Genomic DNA, 22,841 nt, shown 5'->3' with positions numbered 1-22,841 from the left:
AAAGCTGCTTTTTAAGTTTAAGCTTACTTTAAAAAACTAAAGATTCTTAATATTTTTGAATCTGATAGTACAAAGTAAACTACTTTAAAGCAGCTTTTGCTATTTCAAAAACCAACCCAATTTGAATGTCATATTTCGCTGACCTGATCTTACCTTTGCCGCTGGAAAAGCGTTTTACCTATAGTCTTACAGAGGAGGAAGCTAATTTTATTCTGCCTGGGATGCGATTGGCGGTTCAATTCGGAAAAAATAAGATTTACACGGGAATTGTAGCGGTTATTCATCAGAATCCTCCAGAGGTCTATGAAGCCAAGCCAATTCATCAGATTCTTGATGATGAACCTTTAATTACTCCGGAGCAGCTGAAGTTCTGGGAATGGATTGCCAGTTATTATTTATGCGCGGAAGGAGATGTGATGCGTGCGGCTTTGCCTGGCGCATTTCTACTTGAAAGCGAGAGTATCGTCAAATTAGTAAAAGAAGTTGAAATTGAATCTGTAAAATTAACCGATGACGAATATTTGGTTACGGAAGCTCTGCAAAGACAATCTTCCATGAAAATTCTTGAGATAGAACAATTGCTGGACAGGAAGAAAGTGTTACCAGTGATTAATAAGCTGGTTGCTAAAAACCTGGTAGATCTTAACCAAGAGATCTATGAGCAATTCAAGCCAAAGGAAATAAGATATGTGAGATTGAATCCGGCATTTGAAGCAGAAGCTGAAATGCACCGGCTTTTGGATGAGCTCACCAGAGCACCAAAACAAAGAGAGATTCTTTTGTCATATTTTTCTCTAAACGCACGGTCTAAAAAACCATTAAAAGTGAAAAGGCTTTTAGAAGAAACCGGAGCAAGTGCGGCCGTTTTAAAAGGATTGGTGAATAAGAATATTTTCGAAGAGTTCTATCAGGAAATAGATAGGGTTGTTTTTGATGGAGAAATAAATCAGCATGAAATAAATCTGAACAAAGTTCAGCAACAGGCATTTGAAGAAATCCAGGCGTATTTTGAGGAAAACCAGGTCTGTCTATTGCATGGAGTGACTTCTTCAGGTAAAACTGAAATTTATATCCGCTTAATCGAGGAGGCTTTAAATAAAGGAAAGCAGGCTTTGTACCTGCTTCCGGAAATAGCCCTGACCACACAATTAATCAAACGTCTGCAAAATTATTTTGGAGAGAAAGTTCTGGTCTATCACAGTAAATACTCGGTGAATGAAAGAGTAGAAATTTACAAGAAAGTTCGGGATAATTCTGAGAAAGGAAAGATTGTCATTGGAGCTCGTTCCTGTATTTTTCTTCCTTTCCAGGATTTAGGGTTAATAGTGGTAGATGAAGAACATGAATCTACTTTCAAACAATTTGATCCTGCCCCGAGATATCATGCACGTGATGCAGCTGTTGTATTGGCTAATATGTTTGAGGCGAATATCATTTTAGGCTCTGCTACACCTTCTCTGGAGTCTTATTTTAATGCGGAACACAATAAGTATTCTCTGGTTGAGCTAAATCGAAGATTTGGAAATGTGCTAATGCCAGAGGTGGAAGTGGTTGATATTAAAACAGCTCATCGCAAAAAAAAGATGACCGGTCATTTTTCCGAAAGACTTATAGAAGAAATAAAGGCAAGTCTGAAGGAAGAAGAACAAGTGATTCTTTTTCAGAATAGAAGAGGTTTTTCTCCAATTCTGGAATGCAACACTTGCGGGCATTCCCCGCAATGTCCTAATTGCGACGTAAGTTTAACCTATCACAGTCATAACAATCAGTTGCGATGTCATTACTGCGGCTATCATATTGCCATGCAGCAAAAGTGTATGGCTTGCGGAAGTGACGAGATTTCTACCAAGGGATTCGGTACAGAACAGGTGGAGACGGAGCTAAAGGCACTTTTTCCGAAGCATAATATCGGGAGAATGGACCAGGATACCACTAGGGGAAAACATGGCTACGAAAAGATTATTCAGGCATTTGAAAATCACGAGACCGATATTTTGATCGGAACCCAGATGCTAACCAAAGGCCTGGATTTTAGAAAGGTTAGTCTTGTAGGCATTATGAATGCAGATAATCTTCTGAATTTTCCTGATTTCAGAGCTCACGAGCGAAGCTTTCAGTTAATGCTTCAGGTTGCGGGTAGATCAGGGCGAACAAAGAAGCGGGGAAAAGTTCTTATTCAAACCTATAACCCGCATCACCAGATTATTCAGCAGGTTTCTACCGGTAATTATGCTGAAATGTACAAGGAACAATTGGAAGACCGTTATCAATATCAATATCCACCTTATTTCAGGTTAATACGGTTAACCCTAAAATGCAGAGATTATTCCAAGACAAATGAGTCAGCCGAATGGCTGGCAAGAGCTTTAGAAAATGTTTTTGACAGGTATGTTCTCGGTCCTGAATTTCCTCCGGTGGCACGCATTAGGAATGAATATTATAAAAACATTCTTATTAAAATTCCGCAAAAACAATCCCTGGGTAAAACCAAGAAAATGGTACATCGAATATTGACCAGTTTTAAAGCGATTGGTGCTTATCGCTCTGTAAGAGTAGTGGTTAATGTAGATCCACAATAAAAAAAGGCCATTAGAAAAATAGCCTTTTGGAAATATTTGTAGTAGTTAGTTTATTGTTGGATGGCGCTCAGCGCTTCTACCAGGTTTGCCTTTTTATGACGGCTTAACGGTAACTTTTCTTTATCGATCTCAATATTCTTACTGTTATATCTTTCGATCTTTTCTAGATTCACGATATATGATTTATGAGTTCGGAGGAAACGGTCATTAGGAAGTTGTTGTTCAAAAGATTTCATTGTGGCAAGAACCACAAAATTATCCTTTTCGGTTACAAATTTCACATAATCTCCTAATGCCTGGATGTATTTCAGTTTACTTAAAAATACCTTTCTATTCTTGAGGTTGCTTTTCACAAAAATAAAGTCATCATCTTCCGGAACCGGAGTTTGATGTTTTAGTTTGTAAAGATTTACCGCTTTATTAACCGCGTTATTAAACCTGTCTTTAGTTACCGGTTTGTGAATATAATCTACCGCATCATAATCAAATGCTTTAAAGGCATATTTTGTTTTACCGGTTACGAATATAATTTGTGGTTTATTAGGAAGGTTATCTAAAAGTTCGAAACCAGATAATATTGGCATTTCGATATCCAGAAATATAAGATCGGTTTCTGTGTCTAACAAACCATTTTTAGTCTCGATAGCGTTGTTATATTCGGCTACAAGCTTTAAATTTGGATGGTCTTTTATTAGCTTGACGATAGACAATCTTTGAAGACTGGAGTCATCTACGACAGCACATTTGAGTAAAACTTCTTCCACAGTTTATAGGTTAGGTAGAAACAATATTACTCATTAAAAATAAGAAATACAAGGTTAATAATTATTTCGTCGACGAAAATAGTATTTTATCCTTCTGAATTTCCTTTGAAATAAGGAATATTAATTCTATTTTTGCACCCGATTTAATTTAAAGTGAATTTTTATGAACAATTATGAAACTGTTTTCATCTTGAATCCCGTTTTATCTGATGAGCAGATAAAGGAGACAGTTAAGAAATACGAAGATTTTCTTGTTTCTAAAGGAGCTGAGATGGTAGCTAAAGAAGATTGGGGCCTAAGAAAACTGGCTTATGCAATCCAACACAAGAAGAGTGGTTTTTATCACTTATTTGAATTTAAAGCTCCTGGTGATGCAATTGAGCCATTAGAGTTAGAATTCAGAAGAGACGAGCGTATGATGCGTTACCTAACTGTAAAGTTAGATAAGCATGCTGTAGCTTGGGCTGAGAAAAGAAGAAAACGTAACAAGGAAAAAGCGTAATCATGGCAACATCTATTGAACAACAAGCAAAAGGAAAAAAAGATGGAGAGATCAGGTATCTTACTCCTCTTAACATAGAAACAACCAAAGCTAAGAAGTACTGTAGATTTAAAAGATCAGGTATCAAGTATATCGATTACAAAGATCCTGATTTCTTAATGGGCTTCGTAAACGAGCAAGGTAAATTGTTACCTCGTCGTCTTACAGGTACTTCTTTAAAGTTTCAAAGAAAAGTGGCTACAGCCGTTAAGCGTGCTCGTCACTTAGCATTAATGCCTTACGTAGGTGATTTATTAAAATAAAAAGAGGCAGTTATGGAAGTGATACTTAAAAAAGACGTAGATAATTTAGGCTTTAAAGATGACGTTGTAGCTGTTAAGAATGGTTACGGTAGAAACTATCTTATTCCACAAGGTTTTGCTGAATTGGCAACTCCTTCTGCAAGAAAGGTTTTATCTGAAACTTTGAAGCAACGCGCCTATAAAGAGCAAAAGCATATTGACGAAGCTAAGAAACAAGCTGAGAAACTTAACAACCTTGATATTAAACTGTCTGCTAAGGCAGGTGCAGGTGATAAACTTTTCGGTTCCATTACAAATGGAGATCTAGCTGACGCTCTTGCTAAAGAAGGTGTTGAGATCGAAAAGAAATATATTAGCATCGCTGGTGGAAACATCAAGCGTCTGGGACAGTATGAAGCAACTTTGCGTTTTCACCGTGAGGTAGTTTCTAACTTTACTTTTGACGTTGTAGCGGACGCATAATTTATTTTACTTATAGAAAAAAGCCTGCTCATATTTTGAGTGGGCTTTTCTTTTTAAAATATAGTATGAAATACGCAAGATTAACAAAAGAGCAGTTTGAAGAAATGCACCAGGAATTCATTAATTTCCTGGCAACGCAATCTATTACCGCAGAAGAGTGGGAGCAGATTAAAAAAGATAAACCTGAAACTGCGGAAGCAGAACTGGATATATTCAGTGACCTGGTATGGGAAGGTGTTTTAAATAAAGTAGAATTCTTAGAGCATTTTTCACCAAATCAGATATTTCTTTTTCATATTACCACTGCGACAATTGAATTGATCGCGATAAAGATCGAGAACGAAGCCATCGATATTACCACAAGGGAAGGTTATCAATGGTTGCAAACCAATTTAATGAACGACGCGGTGAATATTTATACTTCTACCAAGGCGATCAGCGAGGATAGGAACAAGGATATTTTTGCTCTGATAAAGCAAGGTGCGAATATCACACAAGGAGATCTTTACGCTTATTTTCAGAATATTGTAAAAGGATAGAAATTTTACCTATTCGTACCTTAAAGATTCTATCGGGTCCTGCTTGGCAGCTTTAGCTGCCGGATAACTTCCAGCTAAAATTGCTACCAATATGGTTATCCCGGTGGCCCAGAACATGGCTTTCCATGGCGTGGTAAAGGCAAAATCAAGAGAACTTGCGACAGCATAGCCAATTAATATTCCCAGTAGAATACCAAGAAGTCCACCAATTTGCCCAATAACTAAGGTTTCTAAAAAGAATTGAGTGGCAATGGTATTTTTCTTAGCTCCTAAAGCTTTACGTACGCCAATTTCACGCGTTCTTTCGGTTACTGTTACCAGCATGATATTCATCAAAGCGATTGAAGAACCAAAAATGGTTATAATAGAGATGATCCATGCTGCAATATTTAGAGCTCCGGTGATCTGAAGGATCCTGTTAATTAGATCATCACTTCTTTCCAATCCAAAATTATTTTCTTCTTTAGGATTGAGTCCGCGAATATTTCTGAAAGTAATAATGGCTTCATCCATGGCCGCATCCAGGAGATCCTTGTTTTCAACTTTTACACTTAGGCTGTAATTGATATTAGGTTGCGAAAAAATAGAACGTGCGTGCTGAATTGGAATAAAAACTCTTAGATCCTGGTTGTTTCCGAAAGTGCTTCCTTTCGACTCCAGTACTCCAATAACCTTAAATTTTGCACCTCGAATACTAATATTCTTATTTACCGGGTCCATTCCTTTAAAAATTCCATCTTTAAAATCTGAACCTATGACCGCGACATTATTGTTATTTTCAATGTCAAAAACGTTGAATTCTCTACCGTCTTCAACTTCCAATCCTGAATTTTCGAGGTAATATTCATTAACTCCTAAAACAGAAATTTCCGGATCTGTCTTTTCATTTTCATATTTTATTTCCGCTGAACCAGTTCCGGTAAACGAAATAGCGGTTTCCGTATACGGGTATTGAAATTTTTCTTCAAATTCAATAACATCACGATAACTAATAATTGGATTTACCTTTCGCTCTTCATTTCCAAAACTCTGAGTTCTAAATTCGTAACGTTGAAGATTGAAGGTGTTCGAACCCATCGAAGCAAAATCTTGGCTAATTGTATTTTCCAGAGCTGATACGGCACTTAAAATCCCAACAAGCGCAGTTATACCAATTGCAATAATTAGAACCGTAAGAACGGTTCTTAGTGATTGATTTTTAATGGAATTTAAGGCGATCCTTATATTCTCCCGAAAAAGTGAAAACATGGGCTTGATTTTCTGGCTTACCGGTTAGACTATAAAATTAGAACTTTGTTACTTAAAATTTCAAATTTGTTTGGGTTCGCTTAAAAATTAAGATATTTGCAATCCTAATTAGCAAATTCAGCTTAAAACAGATCATGGCACAAAAACCGTCTATACCAAAAGGTACGAGAGATTTTTCACCCGAAGAAGTCGCAAAGAGAAATTATATCTTCAATACCATTCAATCTGAATTCAAACGCTTTGGATTTCAGCCTATTGAAACTCCGAGTTTTGAAAATTCCTCGACGTTGATGGGAAAATACGGGGATGAAGGTGACCGCCTGATCTTCAAAATATTGAATTCAGGAGATTTTCTGAAAAAAGCAGATGCGAAAGCGCTTGCGGAAAAAGATAGTAATTCGCTTACTTCTTCAATTAGTGAAAAGGCTTTGCGTTATGATCTAACTGTTCCTTTTGCACGTTATGTGGTGCAGCATCAGAATGAAATTGAATTTCCTTTTAAAAGATATCAGATCCAACCGGTTTGGAGGGCAGATCGTCCTCAAAAAGGCAGGTTCAGAGAATTTTATCAGTGTGATGCCGATGTGGTAGGAAGTAAGAGTTTATGGCAGGAAGTTGAATTTGTTCAGTTATACGATGCGGTTTTTTCAAAATTGAACCTTGACGGTGTTACCATTAAGATCAATAACAGAAAAGTGCTTTCTGGATTTGCTGAAGTGATCGGAGAGCAGGATAAATTGATCGATTTCACTGTTGCTTTAGATAAACTTGATAAAATCGGTGAAGAAGGAGTAAAGAAAGAGATGCGCGAAAAAGGTATTTCTGAAGATGCTTTAAATAAAATTCAGCCAATATTTAACCTTAACGGTAGTTTTGCTGAAAAGATCGAAGGATTGAAGTCTATTTTAGTAACTTCGAAAACCGGGCAGAAGGGAATCGAAGAATTGCAATTCATTCAGAATGCAATTGAAGAAATGCCGCTGAAAACTGCCAGTCTGGATCTGGATGTTACGCTTGCCCGCGGACTTAATTATTATACAGGAGCCATATATGAAGTAGCTGCACCGAAAAGTGTGAAAATGGGATCTATCGGTGGAGGTGGTCGTTATGATGACCTTACCGGGATTTTCGGTTTGAAAGATATGAGTGGAATTGGAATTTCTTTCGGGCTTGATAGAATTTACCTGGTTTTGGAAGAATTAGATCTATTTCCCGCGACGGTTACTGAGAATACGAAGGTACTATTCATTAATTTCGGAGAAAAAGAAGCACTATACGCGATGAAAGCTGTTCGTGAACTTAGGTCAGAAAATATTATTGCTGAGCTATATCCTGATTCGGCTAAAATGGGAAAACAGATGAAATATGCTGATAAACGAGATATTCCTTATACAGTTCTAGCGGGAGAAGAGGAAATGCAGGATAAAAAATACACCCTGAAACATATGAAATCTGGAGAGCAATCCAGCCTGGATATTTCAGGACTGGTAAAAGCTCTGAATTAATTTTGAAAGGTATCAAATTTAAAATGCCTTCGTAAAATTCTACGAAGGCATGTTTATTTTAGGAATTTGCCTGATCCAGTTTATCCATCTCTTCCGAAGTTAATTCAAAAGAAACAGCCTCCTGAAAGGATTTAAAATGTTCAGATTTGGTGGTAGAAGCAATAGGGGCCGTGATTCCAGGTCTCTGGATAAGCCATCTTAATGCGATCCCTGCCTGGCTAATATTCCTATGATCTGAAATATCCTTTAGTGCATCCAAAATTTTCTGACCTCTCTCATCAAAATAGTCTTTTAAAAACATTTCACGACTGCTACCTTCAATATCCTCCTTTGAAGAATATTTTCCGGTTAGAAATCCGCTGGCAAGAGAAAAATAGCTGGTAACCCCAAGATTATTCTCCTTACATATTTTAAAAATATCGCCCTCAAAATCTTTTCTTTTTACCAGGCTATATTCCGGTTGAAAAACTTCGTACTTTGGAAGACTTTCCTTTTCTGCTATATCCAAAGATTTCTGAAGTCTCTCCGCCGAAAGATTTGAAGCTCCAATATATCTAACTTTACCCTGATCAATTAATTTCTGGTAAGCCTCTAGTGTTTCTTCTATGGGAGTGCTCTCATCATCTTTGTGAGTGAAATAGAGATCTATATGATCTGTTTGCAGCCTCCTCAAAGAATCTTCAACTTCATTCAAGATATAAGCCTTGGAAAGATTGCTATCTCCACCTTGCTGCATACTGGAACCAACCTTTGTTGCGAGAATTATTTTATGCCTGTTTCCACGGTTTTTAATATATTTTCCAATAATAGATTCAGATTCTCCGCCCTTATTTCCGTCTGCCCATCGGGAATAGACATCAGCGGTGTCTATCATATTGAATCCCATATCCAGGAATTCATCCATTAATTCAAAAGAATCCTTTTCATTTGTGGTCCATCCAAAAACATTTCCGCCAAAAACTATGGGTGCGGTCTTAAGTTTTGAATTTCCAAGTTTTCTCATTTCCATATTACTTCATTTAAATTATTTCTTAGAGGTATTTGCTTCAGGATGATGTTTTAAGGAAAGGATAATTGATCCCGCCAGAACTACTGCAATAAATACAAGTGAGATCCAAATAGGAATTTCAAATTGATCGCTAATAAGAAATTTGATTCCCACGAAAGCGAGTATGATCCCAAGTCCTTCGTTAAGATAAACAAATCTATCCTTCATATCTGCCAATAAAAAATACAGGGCTCTTAATCCTAATATCGCAAAGGCATTAGAACTTATAATAATAAATTTATCCCTGGTTACCGCCAGAATGGCCGGAATAGAGTCTAGCGCGAAAATAATGTCGGTAAGCTCTACGATGACCAAAACCACCAAAAGTGGCGTGGCTAGTTTCTTTCCTTCTTTTCTTACAAAAAATTTATCTTCTTCGTAATTTTTGGTCTGTGGAATAATTTTCTGAACCCACTTGAATATTTTATTGTTTTCGGGATCGGTATCTGAAATATCGCTTCGGAATATTTTGTACGCGGTAAATAGGAGGAATATTCCAAATACATAAATGATCCAGTGCACGCTTTCTATTAGGGCTATACCACCAATTATGAAAAGCACTCTCAAGACCAGGGCTCCAAAAATTCCCCAGAACAATACTTTATGCTGAAACTCCTTCGGAACTTTAAAATAGCTAAACAATACGGCCCAGAGAAAAACATTGTCCATCGAAAGTGATTTTTCAATGAGATAACCGGTGATGTATTCGCCAGCTGAGGCCCAACCTTGCCACCAAGCGATCACTCCGGTAAAGGCCAGTCCGAGACTTATCCATCCTGCGCTATACCATGCTGCTTCCCGGGTGTTGATCTTATGTGGCTTCCTCATGACCAGTTTAAGATCTACAATCAACAATATAAAAATGAATGCTGCAAAGCTTATCCAGATCCAGGAATCTATTTCAGTTCCACTAGACGAAGCTTTTTGCTGTAAGGATAGAAAAATAGGTAAGTTGAGTTGCATTTAATCATCAAAATGTTACTCAAATAAAGGTGATTTGGATCAGATTATGACTGACTTTAAAATAAATATAACAGGGGAGCAGGAACTTTTAAGAAGAGTTTCAGGAATAAAAAAATCCCTTCAAAATTGAAGGGATTTTCTGTAGTAGCGAGACCGAGATTTGAACTCGGGACCTCCGGGTTATGAAAATATTCTGCTAGAAGTCAAATCTATCTAAAACACCTGAAAATCAATTAGTTAATGTTGTTTTGATAAATTTTGATATTATATAATATGGCCTAAAATCAACCGATTCTGTACTTATTCTGTACTTATTCTGTACTAGTTTTTAGGTGTAAATTATTATATTACAGGGTTTTAAATCCTAACTGTATGGCAAATTTAAAGATTGTTTTGAGGAAAAACATGAAAAAGAAGGATGGAAGGATACCTCTGGCCTTAAGAATTAGCGAAAATTATAAAACGAATTATGTTTGGCTGGGACATTCTGTATTTGAAAAAGATTGGGATAACGTTGCTTGTAAGGTTAAAAAGACTCATCCAAACTTTAAGCAGTTAAATAACTTTTTGATGAAAAGGATGATTGAAGTCAATGATATCTATTTCAATGCAGAGAAAAAAATTACGCCAAGGCAAATAAAACAAAAATTAAAAGGGCCAGATGGCTCTAAATCTTTCTTTACTGTTGCCACTGAACATATTCAAAGTAAATATGACACGGGAGTTTTTTCAGTTGCTAAAGCGCAGTTATCAATACTATATAATATTGAAGAATTTATACAACTAAAGAATTCGAGAAGTAAGGCAAAAATCATCCAAGAAATTAAACAAAGACGGTTAAAGCGAGTGAGCGAGGCAAGAAGATCTAAATATCACTGGATGGATGGCGTTGCATATTTTAAAAAAAATGATAACCTAAGATTCAGGGATATTGACGAATCTTTTATTAGAAAATATAAGACATTTTGTTCTTCTTACCTGAATCATAAACCAAGGACAATAACCAATCAGCTTATTTTCATTAGAACTCTTTATAATATTGCAATTAAAGAAGGAGTAATTGCCCAGAAATATTATCCTTTTGCTGGTGAGAAAGAGAAAATTAGAATATCCTCAGGTAATAAAATTGGATTGAATGTAGAAGAAATTGAGAAGATAGAATCACTCGAATTAGAGAAGTACTCAACTATATGGCATACTCACAACATATGGTTGTTTTCTTTTTATTTTGCCGGGATGCGAATCTCAGATGTAATTAAATTAAAATGGTCTGATTTCAAGGATAAACGTTTATACTATGTCATGGAAAAAAATGGTAAACCTCTAAGTTTAAAAATTCCTGATAAAGCTAGGATTATAATTGATTACTATCGCCCAGATAAGAAATTCAATAATGGATATTTATTCCCTTTTTTACGGGAAGTAGATCAAACTCAAGCCGAACAAATTTATACACGGACAAAGAGTACCACTAAACTTCTCAATAAATATTTAAAAAGAATAGCTAAACTCTGTGGCATTGATAAAACATTATCGAATCATATAGCCCGTCATAGCTTTGGAAATATTGCAGGTGATAGAATTCACCCTTTAATGCTGCAAAAATTATATAGACATAGTGATTTAAAAACCACTTTAAATTATCAGGCAAATTTTATTCATCGTGATGCTGATGAAGCTCTGGATAGTGTTATTAACTTTTAATTTGAGATTATCTTTCTTAAGTTTAATCTTATGATAATCCTTACATTATGTAATCTTTACTTGATTTCTTATATAAAATCTAAGCTTTAATTTTGACACCGGATATTTTTCACCATCATTTAAAAATTTTAATATCCTGAATAGAATGGCTCGATACGGCATGAACTTAGACCAAATTTTATTTAGTTCTCTATCAAAATAATTGAATGCCTTAATTTTTCGGCCTATTTAACTAACCAAAAATACCTATATGGAAATTTATCTAATTATCGGAATAATCCTGTATGTCGCCATAGTTCTGGATATTCTGCAAACCACTTTATCCATGCAGGGCGGGGGTTGGCTTACCAGCCGTTTTTCACATTTTTTCTGGAAGTTTTTATTGCTGATTTCTGGCAGGAACGGTAATTCTAAATTGCTGGCCCATGCGGGTTATTTTCTACTAATTTCTATTGTGCTAATCTGGGTATTCTTTTTATGGGCGAGCATGGTTTTTATACTTTATTCTTCTCCTGGCTCTATTATAGATAGTACCACAAAAATTCCGGCCGGTTTCTGGCAAATTACGTATTATAGTGGATTTACGGTTTCAACTTTAGGAATGGGGGATTATGTAGCCTCCACCGATCTTTGGAGGGTACTTACCACTATATATTCCTTTACAGGGCTTATTCTCCTCACCATGTCTGTCACCTATTTTATTCCGGTCCTTACAGCAGTCATAGACCAGCGTAAACTTGGCATAAGTTTAAGTACACTGGGAAGCAGTCCCGAAGAAATTGTAATGAGTGCCTGGAATGGTGAAAATTTCGATCGGCTAACAGGTAAAATTGATGAAATTTCAGACTCCATAATCAAATATAGCCAGCAACACCGGGCTTACCCGGTAATTCACTATTTTCATAATAATAAAGGGAAAAATGCGATTATTCTGCAACTGGCAAGGCTTTATGAAGCTTTGTTGATTATTTCAGATCAAATTAAAGAGGAATTCAGACCTGATTCTAAAGACATAAAACCACTAATAGTAGCTTATGATAATTATTTTGAAGTAATCGCCGAGGTAACCCACATGAGGCTCTTACCTTCGGGCCCTCCGGCTTCAACTACTCATAGGCTTTTAGAAAAGGAACTTATACTGGAGAATTTTGATACGGATGGGTTTTCAGCAAAGGTGAGCAAAAATCGTCTATTTTTCAAAACTTTAGTGCGTCAGGAAGGATGGAATTGGGAACATGTAGACACAAAATATTCTTAATTATTTTACATCTAAGTTAAAATAATTTAAAACAGAAAGACCTTAGCATAATTTTAAAAGTAATTTTTAATGTGCATGCTTAATTTTATGTAGAATCAAAAAATTTAATAGATTATGAGAAATGAAAAACTAATTAAAGCCCTTGGAAATTGTATTAACCATTGTAATTTTTGTGCAGATGCCTGTCTTGATGAAGATGATGTAAAGATGATGGTAGATTGTATTCGTATAGACCATGTTTGTGCTGAAGCCTGTTCTGCCTTAAGTCAAATTTTAGCAACCAGTTATAAAGATGTACAGGGGTTAGTTGATTATTGCAAAAAAGTATGCGAAAAATGTGCTCAGGAATGTGATAAACATGATGCACAGCACTGTAAGGATTGTGCGAAAGCATGTCGCGAATGTGCAGAAGCTTGTGCTACTTTTAAAGCTTAAAGATTTAAATCAAGTTTTGTTAAAAACCCGGCCACGTCCGGGTTTTTTTGAAAAAATTTGGAAGGTGACAGTGAAGTTGGTGTGACGATCCTGATGTGAAGCATATGAATTTAAATCCCATAAAAGAGATAGGGTAGATGGACGAAGTATAAAATTTATAGTATAATATAAGGCATGGACAAACCGGCAATTCAGGCAAATAAAGAAGTTATTGTTGTGAGTGGAAGCAGTGGGCTAACCATATTAACGAACTTGCTAAAAAGTATCTTGTCGTAGGGCTGGATAATGTGGGTTATCCCTTTCCTCCACCCACGGCAGAATGTGTATGTATAGACTTCACCTCAGATACCAGTATAAAAAATGCCTTTGAACGAGTACGTTTTGCCTATGGAAATAGAATTGCCTCTGTGGTGCATCTTGCGGCTTATTATGATTTTTCAGGAGAATCCAGCCCTCTTTATCAAAAAATTACTGTGGAAGGCACCGAAAGGCTTCTGAAAGAATTACAGGATTTTGAAGTGGAGCAGTCTGGGTAAAAACAAGGTTTATCCAAAAACCTATGCCTGTGGGAAAAATATACCAGCCGGAAGTTGCGGCCAGGGCCATTGTAGAAGTCGAAAAACAGTAGATCGGCTAAGGATGGTAGGATACCCTACGATTCAAACAATTTTACGAAATAAATTAGTGCCCGATTTTCTTGACCATTATATGGCAAAATACGGGATTGAGGGTCAGTTAACAAATGAGCAAGAAGATCCACACAGAAAAGATAACCTTTGGGAACCCGTACCAGGCGATCCGGGTATTTATGGCGATTTTAAGGACCGCGCGCAGGATTATAGTACCTTTGATCAGATTTACGAACACAAAAAAGTAATAGGGGTTTTTGGTGTCCCTATGCTGGGAGTGTCAATCCTTACACGAATAATGAAATCCTAAATGCTTTAAAAAGGAATTTGCAAAAATTATCTGGTCGGTTTAAAATAAAATGAAAGGTAAAGCAGAATGACACATAATTATAAAAAACTGGAATTTAGCTGCAACTATTGACGGTTCCGTGCAATAGAATCCCATCAGAGGAAGATGGAGTGATTAATGCCTCCGTGAACCTTTAAACAGAGAAACTGAACAATTTTATTTATGATCAGATTACTACGAACCTTCTAAAAAACATTAAAAAAAATAGCTAAAAAGAAAAAATAAAAGTCTTTCTAATCACACCGCCAGACATACAAGATTGCCGGCGATTCCATTAATCCTTTAATGCTACAAATTATATAGACATAGTGATTTAAAAACCACCTTGAATTATGGGGCAATTTTATCCATAAAGAAGCAGATGATGTACTGAATAGTGTGGTGAACTTCTAAAAAACAACATCTGCCATCTTTTTCGATTGTTAATTCATTAATTTTTACAAGTTGGAAATCTAACGCCGTATGAAAAACCTAATTTCCTTTTTGATGACGTAGAAATTCTATTTTTGAATTTACCAATGATGGAATGGACATAATTTTCCATTAATAATTTAAATTAAGACCGACTCCAAAACCCATATCACTGTCGAAATGAGTGGTAATCCCCAAATTACGTGTTGTGATATAACGCAAACCAGCCATATATTCCTTATCTGTATTCCACATCAGGTTCATACGCAACCTTTGGGTTACGGGTATATCATTGCGCTCAAATTGTAACCTGATATTACCGTCCGTAAATATTTCTGCTTGTGCCATTACCAACATCGGTAGGGTGTAATTGACTCCTATGCTCACTAAAGAGCGTTTATCTTTGGTGTTTTTTTGGCTAAACAAATTTTCCTCAACCTCATTATGTCCCAATTTTCTATAGCGCCAATCAAACCCAACAAACGGTATCAGCCACTGCATTTTTCCAATATACCTTCCTATGTGTGTTTCTGTTTCATAACCGTGCATATCATTGTAGCCCAAACGCCATTCGGTGCCAAAACTCCATCGTGTACTTTGAGCCATCAGCAATCCATCATTTCCGTTGGTCGCAAAATCGTTTTCTACCATCAGGTGGAAATCCCGGTCGTCACCTTTTAATTTTCTTAACGCCAATTCAGGGTTTGGTATCAAAGGATTTGGCTCTTGGTTTTCATAACTGAAAACCCTGCCCATACCGCTCATCATATGGTACAATATGTGGCAGTGAAAAAACCAGTCGCCTTCTACATTGGCCTCAAACTCGATAACATCGGTTTCCATAGGCATAATATCCACTACATTTTTTAGCGGTGCATACTCGCCTTGGCTGTTGAGCAACCTAAAGTCGTGGCCGTGCAGGTGCATCGGGTGTCGCATCATTGAATTGTTATACAGGGTAATCCTTACTTTCTCCCCTTTTTTTATTAATATTTTATCGCTTTCTGAAATAACCTTATTGTCCAAGCTCCAAACATAACGGTTCATATTGCCGGTTAACGTAAAGTGCAGTTCCTTTATGGGTGCATCCTGTGGAAGTTTTGTTACCGTAGGCGATTTCAACATAGCGTAGTTGAGGGTCGTAATGTTTGCAAGTTCGTTGCTCTTGTACATAGCTTCGCTCATCTTCATTCCATCCATATCCTGTTTTCCATCGATTTTGTGGCCATTAGGATCTTCGCCATCCATTTCCATTTTCTTGTCTTTTCCGTTATCCTCAGGACCGGTTATTTCAGGATACATCACCACGTTCATATCCATTTGCTGCATACTCATACTCATTCCCATTTGGTCCAGATCGCCGTTCATCTTCATCATTTCGTTCATCATTTCCATACCTTCAAAATATTTCAGTTTTGGAAGCCGTTCCGTAAGTTTTTTGATGCCCTCTCCAAGATATATGGAAGCCGATTTTGTACGGTCTTCCGGTGTTACTAAAAATTCAAAGGCAGTATTGTCCGCAGGAATGGTAACAACCACATCATAGGTTTCTGATACAGCAATAAACATTCTATCAACATCCACAGGTTCCACATCATTACCGTCGTTGGCCACCACGGTTATTTTACCACCGGCGTAGGTAAGCCAAAAATAACTGGAAGCACCGCCATTTGAAACGCGCAGCCGTACTTTATCGCCAGCTTTTAAGCCCTTGAGGGATGTATCTTCATTTTCACTTTTGCCATTGATGAGGAATTTGTCATAATACACATCGCTCACGTCCATTGCAAGCATCCGTTTCCATTCATTATGAAGTTTTGTTTTAAAGTGCCCCTTTTTAATAGCCTCGGCATAACTCTGTGTAGTCCCTTTTTGTATGGCAAACCAGTCGGATGCGTTGTGGAGCATACGATGCACATTTTCTGGTTTCAAGTCCGTCCATTCGCTCAATACTATGGGAATGGTGGGCAGGTCGTCAATGCCTTTTCTGAAGGTCTTATCGTCCGGTCTCTTGTTCAAAATCATAGAACCATACATACCAATCTGTTCCTGAAGCCCAAAATGGCTGTGGTACCAATGGGTCCCGTGCTGTATGATTGGGAAGGTATATTTATGGACGGTATGCGGCGGAATGGGCATTTGGGTGAGGTAAGGTACGCCATCTTCCTTATTGGGCAAAAACAGACCGTGCCAATGCAGGGCTGTTTCTTCATCCAACTCATTGTGCACATAAATTTCGGCAATGTCGCCTTCTGTGAACGTTAGCGTTGGCATTGGTATTTGTCCGTTCACTGCGATGGCACGTTTTTCCTTACCCGTAAAATTTACGATGGTATCACGAACATATAGGTCGTAGCGCACTATATTTTGTGCCTTTATGGAAAGCGTTTCGAGAAACAGGATTATTATTATAATTTTTTTCATTTTGGTATCAAAAATCAAATTTTATTGAATTCAATTTTTAGTGTCAATAGTTTCCACGGTAGAGCCACAGCTTAACATTTGAGAACCATAATAGGGATTTTTAACGGTCTTGTCCTTGCTCAACCAATTGGCATCCTGCATTGGGCAGTATTGGTAATAAAGGGTCTCATTGGTATCGTAAACAGAAATTATATCGTGCATATATTTTGACAGAACCTTGAATGTTTCCCGTTGCTTGCCAATATCCTTGGTTGCTGCAATGCTTTTTGCGGCTTCCATTAAAGATGGCATTACCTTGGTTACAGCGGTTTGCCCTTCCGCCGTCAACGCTTCTGTTTTCAAGTTTTTTAATATAGTCAACCATTCCGCAGATTTTCCATTCGCTATCGTCGCATTGGTTTTTACCAGGGCATCTTTTATAGCAAAATAATTATTGAACACGGCTTCCATTGGATTTGTTTCCGTCATTTCAGGCATTGTCATTTCTTCCATTGGTTTATTTTTTTTCTTCTCCATTTTGGTATGGTCCATAGCCCTTATGGGCTGCTTTTGCTGTCTTTCGTACTTGCAATATTCGGCAAGTTGTGCATAAGCAGCATCCGGTGCCAGATATTCGTCGTTGTCATAACCTGCCAACGCGATGCGTTTTAATATTTCGTCCCGATTTGTTTTTTCGGAATCGAAGCTTATTTCTGCCATTTTGCTGTCCTTGTTCCAAGTAACGCTGGCCACATTTTTAAGCTTTCCCGCATTTTCGATAGCTGATTTACACGTATCGCAGTTACCGAGAATTTTTACAGTTTCCCTTGTTGGGTTTTTAATTTGGGCGAAGCCCGTAGTTGTTGATAGCACCACCGATAGCACTATCAATATGTTAAATATTGATTTCATTATAAAAGATTTGAATTATTTGATACGTTTTAATTTTGAAAACAAGAAGTTCGTTTTCAATCTGACATAGCTTTGGCTGTCAAGGTAGATGAACTAACTTAATTTTGGCGGGGACCAAATCTGGAAATAGACTGGTTTTGGCTGTTGTTTTGCATAGTTCCAAAGATTTTTGAAAGCAGCCATAGCAACAGGATTTGATGCTTCTGAAGTTGAAGAATAATTTATTGGTAAAATTGTGGTTGATGGGCAATGGCAGGAAATACTTCCACAGGTTCCATCGCAATCCTTTTCTTTCTTGTCTTGGCTTTTATGACCCTTGCAACAATCGCTCTTTGAGTGTTCTGCACTATCTGCACAACTGATTTTTTCAGATGGGTGGGAAAGATCAATATGTGCCCATACGCTCGTTGGCACTAAAAAAATGCCAAGGGTAAGTACAATTATCACTATTTGAATCTTTTTTCCCATTTTGAATAGCGCAGCGAATTTAGTGAAAAAAGCAATCCGTTTTACAGCTCGGTCTTCTGTAGAATTAAATATGCTTTTACTCTTAAAGTTTATCCAACTTCATCAGTGACAATTTCAGAGCTCAACATTTTGGGAAAAGCTTCTAGTACCAAAAAACGATAGAATTAATGAATGTGCTCCTCTTCATTCTGTTCTTATCAATCCATTTTAAGACCTCACATCTTTAGGCAACATCAGTCATTTTTTGATTAAAACATTTAATCACATTTTGAATAATTCGGGATGTTTCTTTTTTAGGAAGTCTGGACGTTCAAAAAAATACTCTGAAGCAACGGCCAGGAATTCAGCTTGATTGGTTCCTCCATATTTTCTAATAGCAGAATGGTTATCATTTATCGCTTTCATCTCTTCATGGATTAAATTTAATCAAGGTATTGCATATTGATGTTCCCTTAGCTGTTCTGGCACACCGTCTGTTCTGTCGTCCAACTTATCTATAAGATGTACGAATTCGTGTATGCCGGTATTACTTTTATCGCTGGTATTTTTAAAGCCGTGGTATAATGCTTTTTTAGGAAGTATCATCTGTTTCTCGAACCTTCCATTCCCAACTATTCCACCAATATTCCATGCGTTATCCTTACTACTAGAGTGCATATCCTCATTAAATTTATCTGGATATAAAAGGATGCCGCTTAAATTGGTGTAGTGCCATTCTTCGAAGCCAAAAACAGGGATTACTGCGCTTGCCGCAATTAAAATCTTGTCCAATTCTTCCAATTCAAGCTTCACAGTGTCGATATAGGCCTCACTTAAAAACAGCATCATTTTTTGCTGAAAAACCACCTGTTTTTCTGTGGAAAGGTTCCGATAAAAAAGTACATTTTCCTTCAGCAAAGGATGCCATTGTTCGGTAAAGGACTCGACCTTTTTTCCTCCAATTCTCGAAACAAGAAAAAATATGAACAGAAGAATAAGTCCGAAAATAGGGGTGTACGTCATATTGATGAAGCCATTAAGGAACATCTATTAATTTGAATCTAAACTTTCCGCTTTAAATCCCACTTTTTGCAAAACCGATTTTACATCTTCTTCGGTTGCACCATCGCTTTCAATGGTTAGGATTTTATCAGGATTAGAGGTATCTACTTCCCAACTTTCTACACCTTCTTGTTTGTTTAAAAAAGGGGTTACTTTTGATACACACCCACCACAATTGATATTTGTTTTAAATTTTAAAGTTTTCATAGTATTGAATTTATTTATTATTAAAGTTTTACTCGTTTAAGTCTTAAGCTATTTGCAACAACAGATACACTACTGAATGCCATTGCTGCGCCTGCAATCATCGGGTCCAATAAAAAACCGTTTACGGGATACAGAATTCCCGCTGCAATTGGAATACCGATGATGTTATAAATGAATGCCCAAAATAAGTTTTGACGTATGCCCAACACGGTTCTTTTTGACAGTTCCAATGCTTTTGGGATGGATTGCAAATCTGACGTTATCAAGGTCATTTTTGCGACATCCATTGCTATGTCCGAACCTTTACCCATTGCAATACTTACATTGGCTTGCGCCAAAGCGTGCGAATCGTTGATACCATCGCCAACCATTGCGACTATTTTTCCGTCCGCCTGTAATTTTTCGACAAAAGCCGCTTTGTCCGAAGGCATTACTTCGCCCTGGTAATTTGAAATCCCTACTTGATTTGCCACGGCAGAAGCCGTTTTATTGTTATCTCCCGTGAGCATATAGACCTCGATGCCTCTTTCTTGAAGCGTAGCTATGGCTTTTTTTGAAGTTTCTTTAATCTTGTCCGCAATGGCAAGTATCGCAAGAACTTGATGTTCGTTACTAAAAAATATGACTGTTTTTGCTTTCTCTTCCAGACTTTCTGCTGTTTGTATCAAAGAAGCGTCGATTTGAATATTCTTTTCAACCATAAGTTTATGGTTGCCCACATAATATTTTGAACCTTTCTCTGATTGGGCCTTTACGCCTTTTCCTGTGATACTTTCGAAGGAAATAATTTCTGCTTGTACAATATTTTCCTCTTTTAAATGATTGACGACGGCTTCTGCCAAGGGATGTTCTGATTGTGCTTCGATAGACAAGAGAATTTTCTTGTAATCGTTCTGATTTTCAAGCTTGTCCTTCCAAAGTATGTTGGTTACCAATGGTTTTCCTTCTGTAATCGTCCCCGTTTTATCAAGGATTACTGCATTCACTTTATGGCCAAGTTCTAAACTTTCGGCATCTTTTATCAAAATATTGTTTTCTGCTCCCTTGCCGATACCTACCATTATGGCGGTAGGCGTTGCCAAGCCCAAGGCACAGGGACAAGCAATAATCAACACGGCTACAGAGGTCAACAAGGCTTGTGAAAAGCCATTGTCGCCACCTATAGACATCCAGACGATGAAGGTTACAAAGGAAATACCCAATACCACGGGAACGAAGATACCGGCAATCTTATCGACCAGTTTTTGAACCGGTGCCTTACTCCCTTGCGCTTGCTGAACCATTTTAATAATTTGGGAAAGCAAGGTTTCTCCACCAACTTTTTCAGCGGTAAATTGAAAGCTTCCTTTCTGATTAACCGTACCGGCGAAGACCTTTTCCCCTTGGGATTTCTGAACTGGAACAGGTTCTCCCGTAATCATACTTTCATCTACATACGAACTTCCCTTGGAAACTTCGCCATCCACGGGAATCTTTTCTCCGGGACGCACCAAAATGGTCTGACCCACTTGTACGGATGAAATTGGGATTTCCTTTTCTTCTCCATTCTCAATAATTTTAAGGGTTTTAGGCTGAAGACCCATTAGTTTTTTGATGGCTGAAGACGTATTTGATTTCGCCTTTTCTTCCAATAGTTTCCCCAAGGAAATAAAAGTAATAATCACGGTAGCCGCTTCGTAATATACGTTAGGCTCGATACCACGACTCAACCAAAATTCAGGAAAGAAAGTGTTAAATACACTAAAGAGGAAAGCGATTCCGGTACTCAAAGCGACTAAAGTATCCATATTAGCTTTACCGTGTTTAGCCTGCTTGATGGCATTGATGAAAAAGCTGCGTCCAAACCAAAAGAGTATAGGAAATGCTAATACCAAAGAAATCCATTTACCTGGTTCCCATTGCATATAGAACATTCCCAACACGAAAATGGGTAGCGTAAGGATTGCCGACCAGATAGTACGTTTTTTTATATCCTGATAATGCTTTTCCTGAAGTTCTTGCTGTACTTCCGAAGGGTCTTCGGCATCAATAATTATGTCATAGCCGACCTGTCTTAGAGTATTTTGCAATTGTTCTTCGGTAGTGCCTTCGTCGTAATCCACCAATACCGAACTGCTGGCAAAGTTAACCTCGGCTTTGTTCACACCTTCGGTATGTGAAAGTATAGATTCAACGCTTGATGCACAAGCTGCACAGGTCATCCCTGTTAATGGGAAGGATTTTTTTATTCCCTGATTATGATTCTTTTTTTCGGTTTCAAATATATTAATTGTCTCCATAAACCCATCTTTATTTGTACAATACAAATTTCAGGATTAAAAGACTTTAATGTGTTACGTAATATGCTTGATGATTTGTAGAATTTGCTGATATATTTTTTTAATATCAAATCTCATCCAATGATTTTCGGTTTTTATCCACGGACTTCTTAAACTGCGTGGGTGTCATTCCCGTTACTTTTTTGAATTGATTGCTTAAGTACGCAACGCTACTATAATGTAGTTGAAATGCTATCTCACTCAAGGTTAATTCGTCGTAAACAATAAGTTCTTTAACACGTTCAATCTTCTGGTTGATAATGTATTGCTCAAACGTTATGCTTTCTACTGACGAGAATAGGGAACTTAAATATTTATAATCTAAGTTTAGTTCGCCTGTAACAGTATCTGCCCATTTTAAATCGGGCTCTTGATTGGAATGATGTACTTTCTCCACAACCAAAGTTTTCATTTGCTCGATAAGCTGTGCTTTACGGTCATTAATTATATTGAAACCAGAGTCTTGAAGTTTTTCGGCTAAAGCGTTTCTTTCCGTTTCCTCAAGTATTGATACCAATTCTACTTCGCCCAACTTAATCGCCTTAAATTCAAGATTTAAATCACGTAAGACCCGTGATACTGTCGAAATGCATCTTGGACAGACCATATTTTTTATGTAAATAGTATTCGACATAGTTGTTATAGTTTTTTAAACATTGATCTTCCACGTATTAAAGTTTTAAAAGCTTATATAGATGGTTGCGAATAAAGCTGCGAGAAATAAGATAACCATAGCAATAATACCGTAAATTTTTTCCCTTGTGGTAATGGTATTACTTTTAGGTTGTATCATT

At 37.2% G+C, this 22,841-nt stretch carries 21 protein-coding genes and 1 pseudogene; 11 read left to right on the top strand and 11 right to left on the bottom strand.

Annotation, left to right across the window (positions count from 1 at the left end):
* Nucleotides 1-125: 125 nt before the first annotated feature.
* Nucleotides 126-2,579: a replication restart helicase PriA gene (priA, locus tag AC2S94_RS13860; RefSeq protein ID WP_484629144.1), complete on the top strand. Its 2,454-nt coding sequence runs from the start codon at nucleotides 126-128 to the stop codon at nucleotides 2,577-2,579.
* 50 nt (nucleotides 2,580-2,629) lie between these two features.
* On the opposite strand, the gene AC2S94_RS13855 is transcribed toward priA, so the two are convergent.
* Entirely contained in the window at nucleotides 2,630-3,343 is a 714-nt protein-coding gene (locus AC2S94_RS13855; protein ID WP_484629143.1) for a LytR/AlgR family response regulator transcription factor, read from the bottom strand.
* Nucleotides 3,344-3,506: 163 nt separating this feature from the next.
* Between AC2S94_RS13855 and rpsF the strand changes: the two genes are divergently transcribed.
* The 4 genes from rpsF to AC2S94_RS13835 all read left to right on the top strand — a co-directional run bounded on the left by rpsF (nucleotide 3,507) and on the right by AC2S94_RS13835 (nucleotide 5,148).
* Nucleotides 3,507-3,845 (top strand): 30S ribosomal protein S6, encoded by a 339-nt coding sequence (gene rpsF / locus AC2S94_RS13850; protein ID WP_309560972.1) that lies wholly within the window; start codon nucleotides 3,507-3,509, stop codon nucleotides 3,843-3,845.
* Nucleotides 3,846-3,847: 2 nt separating this feature from the next.
* Entirely contained in the window at nucleotides 3,848-4,147 is a 300-nt protein-coding gene (gene rpsR / locus AC2S94_RS13845) for a 30S ribosomal protein S18 (protein WP_011709002.1), read from the top strand.
* Nucleotides 4,148-4,159: 12 nt separating this feature from the next.
* Nucleotides 4,160-4,609, top strand: a complete 450-nt coding sequence (gene rplI / locus AC2S94_RS13840) for a 50S ribosomal protein L9 (protein WP_484629142.1) — start codon at nucleotides 4,160-4,162, stop codon at nucleotides 4,607-4,609.
* 65 nt (nucleotides 4,610-4,674) lie between these two features.
* Nucleotides 4,675-5,148: a DUF6495 family protein gene (locus AC2S94_RS13835; RefSeq protein ID WP_484629141.1), complete on the top strand. Its 474-nt coding sequence runs from the start codon at nucleotides 4,675-4,677 to the stop codon at nucleotides 5,146-5,148.
* A 9-nt stretch (nucleotides 5,149-5,157) separates the two neighbouring features.
* Here the strand turns inward: AC2S94_RS13835 and AC2S94_RS13830 are convergent, their stop codons facing one another.
* Entirely contained in the window at nucleotides 5,158-6,396 is a 1,239-nt protein-coding gene (locus AC2S94_RS13830; protein WP_484629140.1) for an ABC transporter permease, read from the bottom strand.
* A gap of 134 nt (nucleotides 6,397-6,530) precedes the next feature.
* Between AC2S94_RS13830 and hisS the strand changes: the two genes are divergently transcribed.
* Nucleotides 6,531-7,901 (top strand): histidine--tRNA ligase, encoded by a 1,371-nt coding sequence (hisS, locus tag AC2S94_RS13825; protein WP_484629139.1) that lies wholly within the window; start codon nucleotides 6,531-6,533, stop codon nucleotides 7,899-7,901.
* 58 nt (nucleotides 7,902-7,959) lie between these two features.
* On the opposite strand, the gene AC2S94_RS13820 is transcribed toward hisS, so the two are convergent.
* Nucleotides 7,960-8,910, bottom strand: coding sequence for an aldo/keto reductase (locus AC2S94_RS13820; RefSeq protein WP_484629138.1), 951 nt, complete (start codon nucleotides 8,908-8,910; stop codon nucleotides 7,960-7,962).
* Nucleotides 8,911-8,925: 15 nt separating this feature from the next.
* Nucleotides 8,926-9,912 (bottom strand): TerC family protein, encoded by a 987-nt coding sequence (locus tag AC2S94_RS13815; RefSeq protein WP_484629137.1) that lies wholly within the window; start codon nucleotides 9,910-9,912, stop codon nucleotides 8,926-8,928.
* 372 nt (nucleotides 9,913-10,284) lie between these two features.
* Between AC2S94_RS13815 and AC2S94_RS13810 the strand changes: the two genes are divergently transcribed.
* The 5 genes from AC2S94_RS13810 to AC2S94_RS13790 all read left to right on the top strand — a co-directional run bounded on the left by AC2S94_RS13810 (nucleotide 10,285) and on the right by AC2S94_RS13790 (nucleotide 14,248).
* The gene (locus AC2S94_RS13810; protein WP_083645354.1) at nucleotides 10,285-11,616 is read left to right on the top strand and encodes a site-specific integrase; all 1,332 of its coding nucleotides are present in this window, start codon (nucleotides 10,285-10,287) and stop codon (nucleotides 11,614-11,616) included.
* A gap of 250 nt (nucleotides 11,617-11,866) precedes the next feature.
* On the top strand, nucleotides 11,867-12,874 hold the full coding sequence (locus tag AC2S94_RS13805) for a potassium channel family protein (RefSeq protein WP_484629136.1): 1,008 nt from the start codon (nucleotides 11,867-11,869) through the stop codon (nucleotides 12,872-12,874).
* A 114-nt stretch (nucleotides 12,875-12,988) separates the two neighbouring features.
* Nucleotides 12,989-13,309: a four-helix bundle copper-binding protein gene (locus tag AC2S94_RS13800; RefSeq protein WP_083645356.1), complete on the top strand. Its 321-nt coding sequence runs from the start codon at nucleotides 12,989-12,991 to the stop codon at nucleotides 13,307-13,309.
* 287 nt (nucleotides 13,310-13,596) lie between these two features.
* On the top strand, nucleotides 13,597-13,845 hold the full coding sequence (locus tag AC2S94_RS13795; RefSeq protein ID WP_083645357.1) for a Rossmann-fold NAD(P)-binding domain-containing protein: 249 nt from the start codon (nucleotides 13,597-13,599) through the stop codon (nucleotides 13,843-13,845).
* On the top strand, nucleotides 13,823-14,248 hold the full coding sequence (locus AC2S94_RS13790) for an SDR family oxidoreductase (RefSeq protein ID WP_158091614.1): 426 nt from the start codon (nucleotides 13,823-13,825) through the stop codon (nucleotides 14,246-14,248). Before AC2S94_RS13795 ends, AC2S94_RS13790 begins: the two co-directional genes overlap by 23 nt.
* Before the next feature lie 582 nt (nucleotides 14,249-14,830).
* On the opposite strand, the gene AC2S94_RS13785 is transcribed toward AC2S94_RS13790, so the two are convergent.
* The 7 genes and pseudogenes from AC2S94_RS13785 to AC2S94_RS13755 all read right to left on the bottom strand — a co-directional run bounded on the left by AC2S94_RS13785 (nucleotide 14,831) and on the right by AC2S94_RS13755 (nucleotide 22,681).
* Nucleotides 14,831-17,122, bottom strand: coding sequence for a multicopper oxidase family protein (locus AC2S94_RS13785; protein WP_241551973.1), 2,292 nt, complete (start codon nucleotides 17,120-17,122; stop codon nucleotides 14,831-14,833).
* 30 nt (nucleotides 17,123-17,152) lie between these two features.
* Nucleotides 17,153-18,013, bottom strand: a complete 861-nt coding sequence (locus AC2S94_RS13780) for a DUF3347 domain-containing protein (protein ID WP_083645360.1) — start codon at nucleotides 18,011-18,013, stop codon at nucleotides 17,153-17,155.
* Between the two features lie 93 nt (nucleotides 18,014-18,106).
* The gene (locus tag AC2S94_RS13775; RefSeq protein ID WP_086047670.1) at nucleotides 18,107-18,481 is read right to left on the bottom strand and encodes a hypothetical protein; all 375 of its coding nucleotides are present in this window, start codon (nucleotides 18,479-18,481) and stop codon (nucleotides 18,107-18,109) included.
* Nucleotides 18,482-18,704: 223 nt separating this feature from the next.
* Nucleotides 18,705-19,483 (bottom strand): annotated as a pseudogene (locus AC2S94_RS13770) (M90 family metallopeptidase).
* Between the two features lie 27 nt (nucleotides 19,484-19,510).
* Nucleotides 19,511-19,729: a heavy-metal-associated domain-containing protein gene (locus AC2S94_RS13765; RefSeq protein WP_241551974.1), complete on the bottom strand. Its 219-nt coding sequence runs from the start codon at nucleotides 19,727-19,729 to the stop codon at nucleotides 19,511-19,513.
* A gap of 20 nt (nucleotides 19,730-19,749) precedes the next feature.
* Nucleotides 19,750-22,008 carry a heavy metal translocating P-type ATPase gene (locus AC2S94_RS13760; RefSeq protein ID WP_300440194.1) on the bottom strand — a complete coding sequence of 753 codons (2,259 nt, stop codon included), beginning with the start codon at nucleotides 22,006-22,008 and terminating at the stop codon, nucleotides 19,750-19,752.
* A 106-nt stretch (nucleotides 22,009-22,114) separates the two neighbouring features.
* Nucleotides 22,115-22,681 carry a helix-turn-helix domain-containing protein gene (locus AC2S94_RS13755; protein WP_300440191.1) on the bottom strand — a complete coding sequence of 189 codons (567 nt, stop codon included), beginning with the start codon at nucleotides 22,679-22,681 and terminating at the stop codon, nucleotides 22,115-22,117.
* Nucleotides 22,682-22,841 lie beyond the last annotated feature (160 nt).

The sequence above is a fragment of the Christiangramia pacifica genome (assembly GCF_057221535.1).
This window is presented reverse-complemented; position numbering and strand designations above follow the sequence as displayed.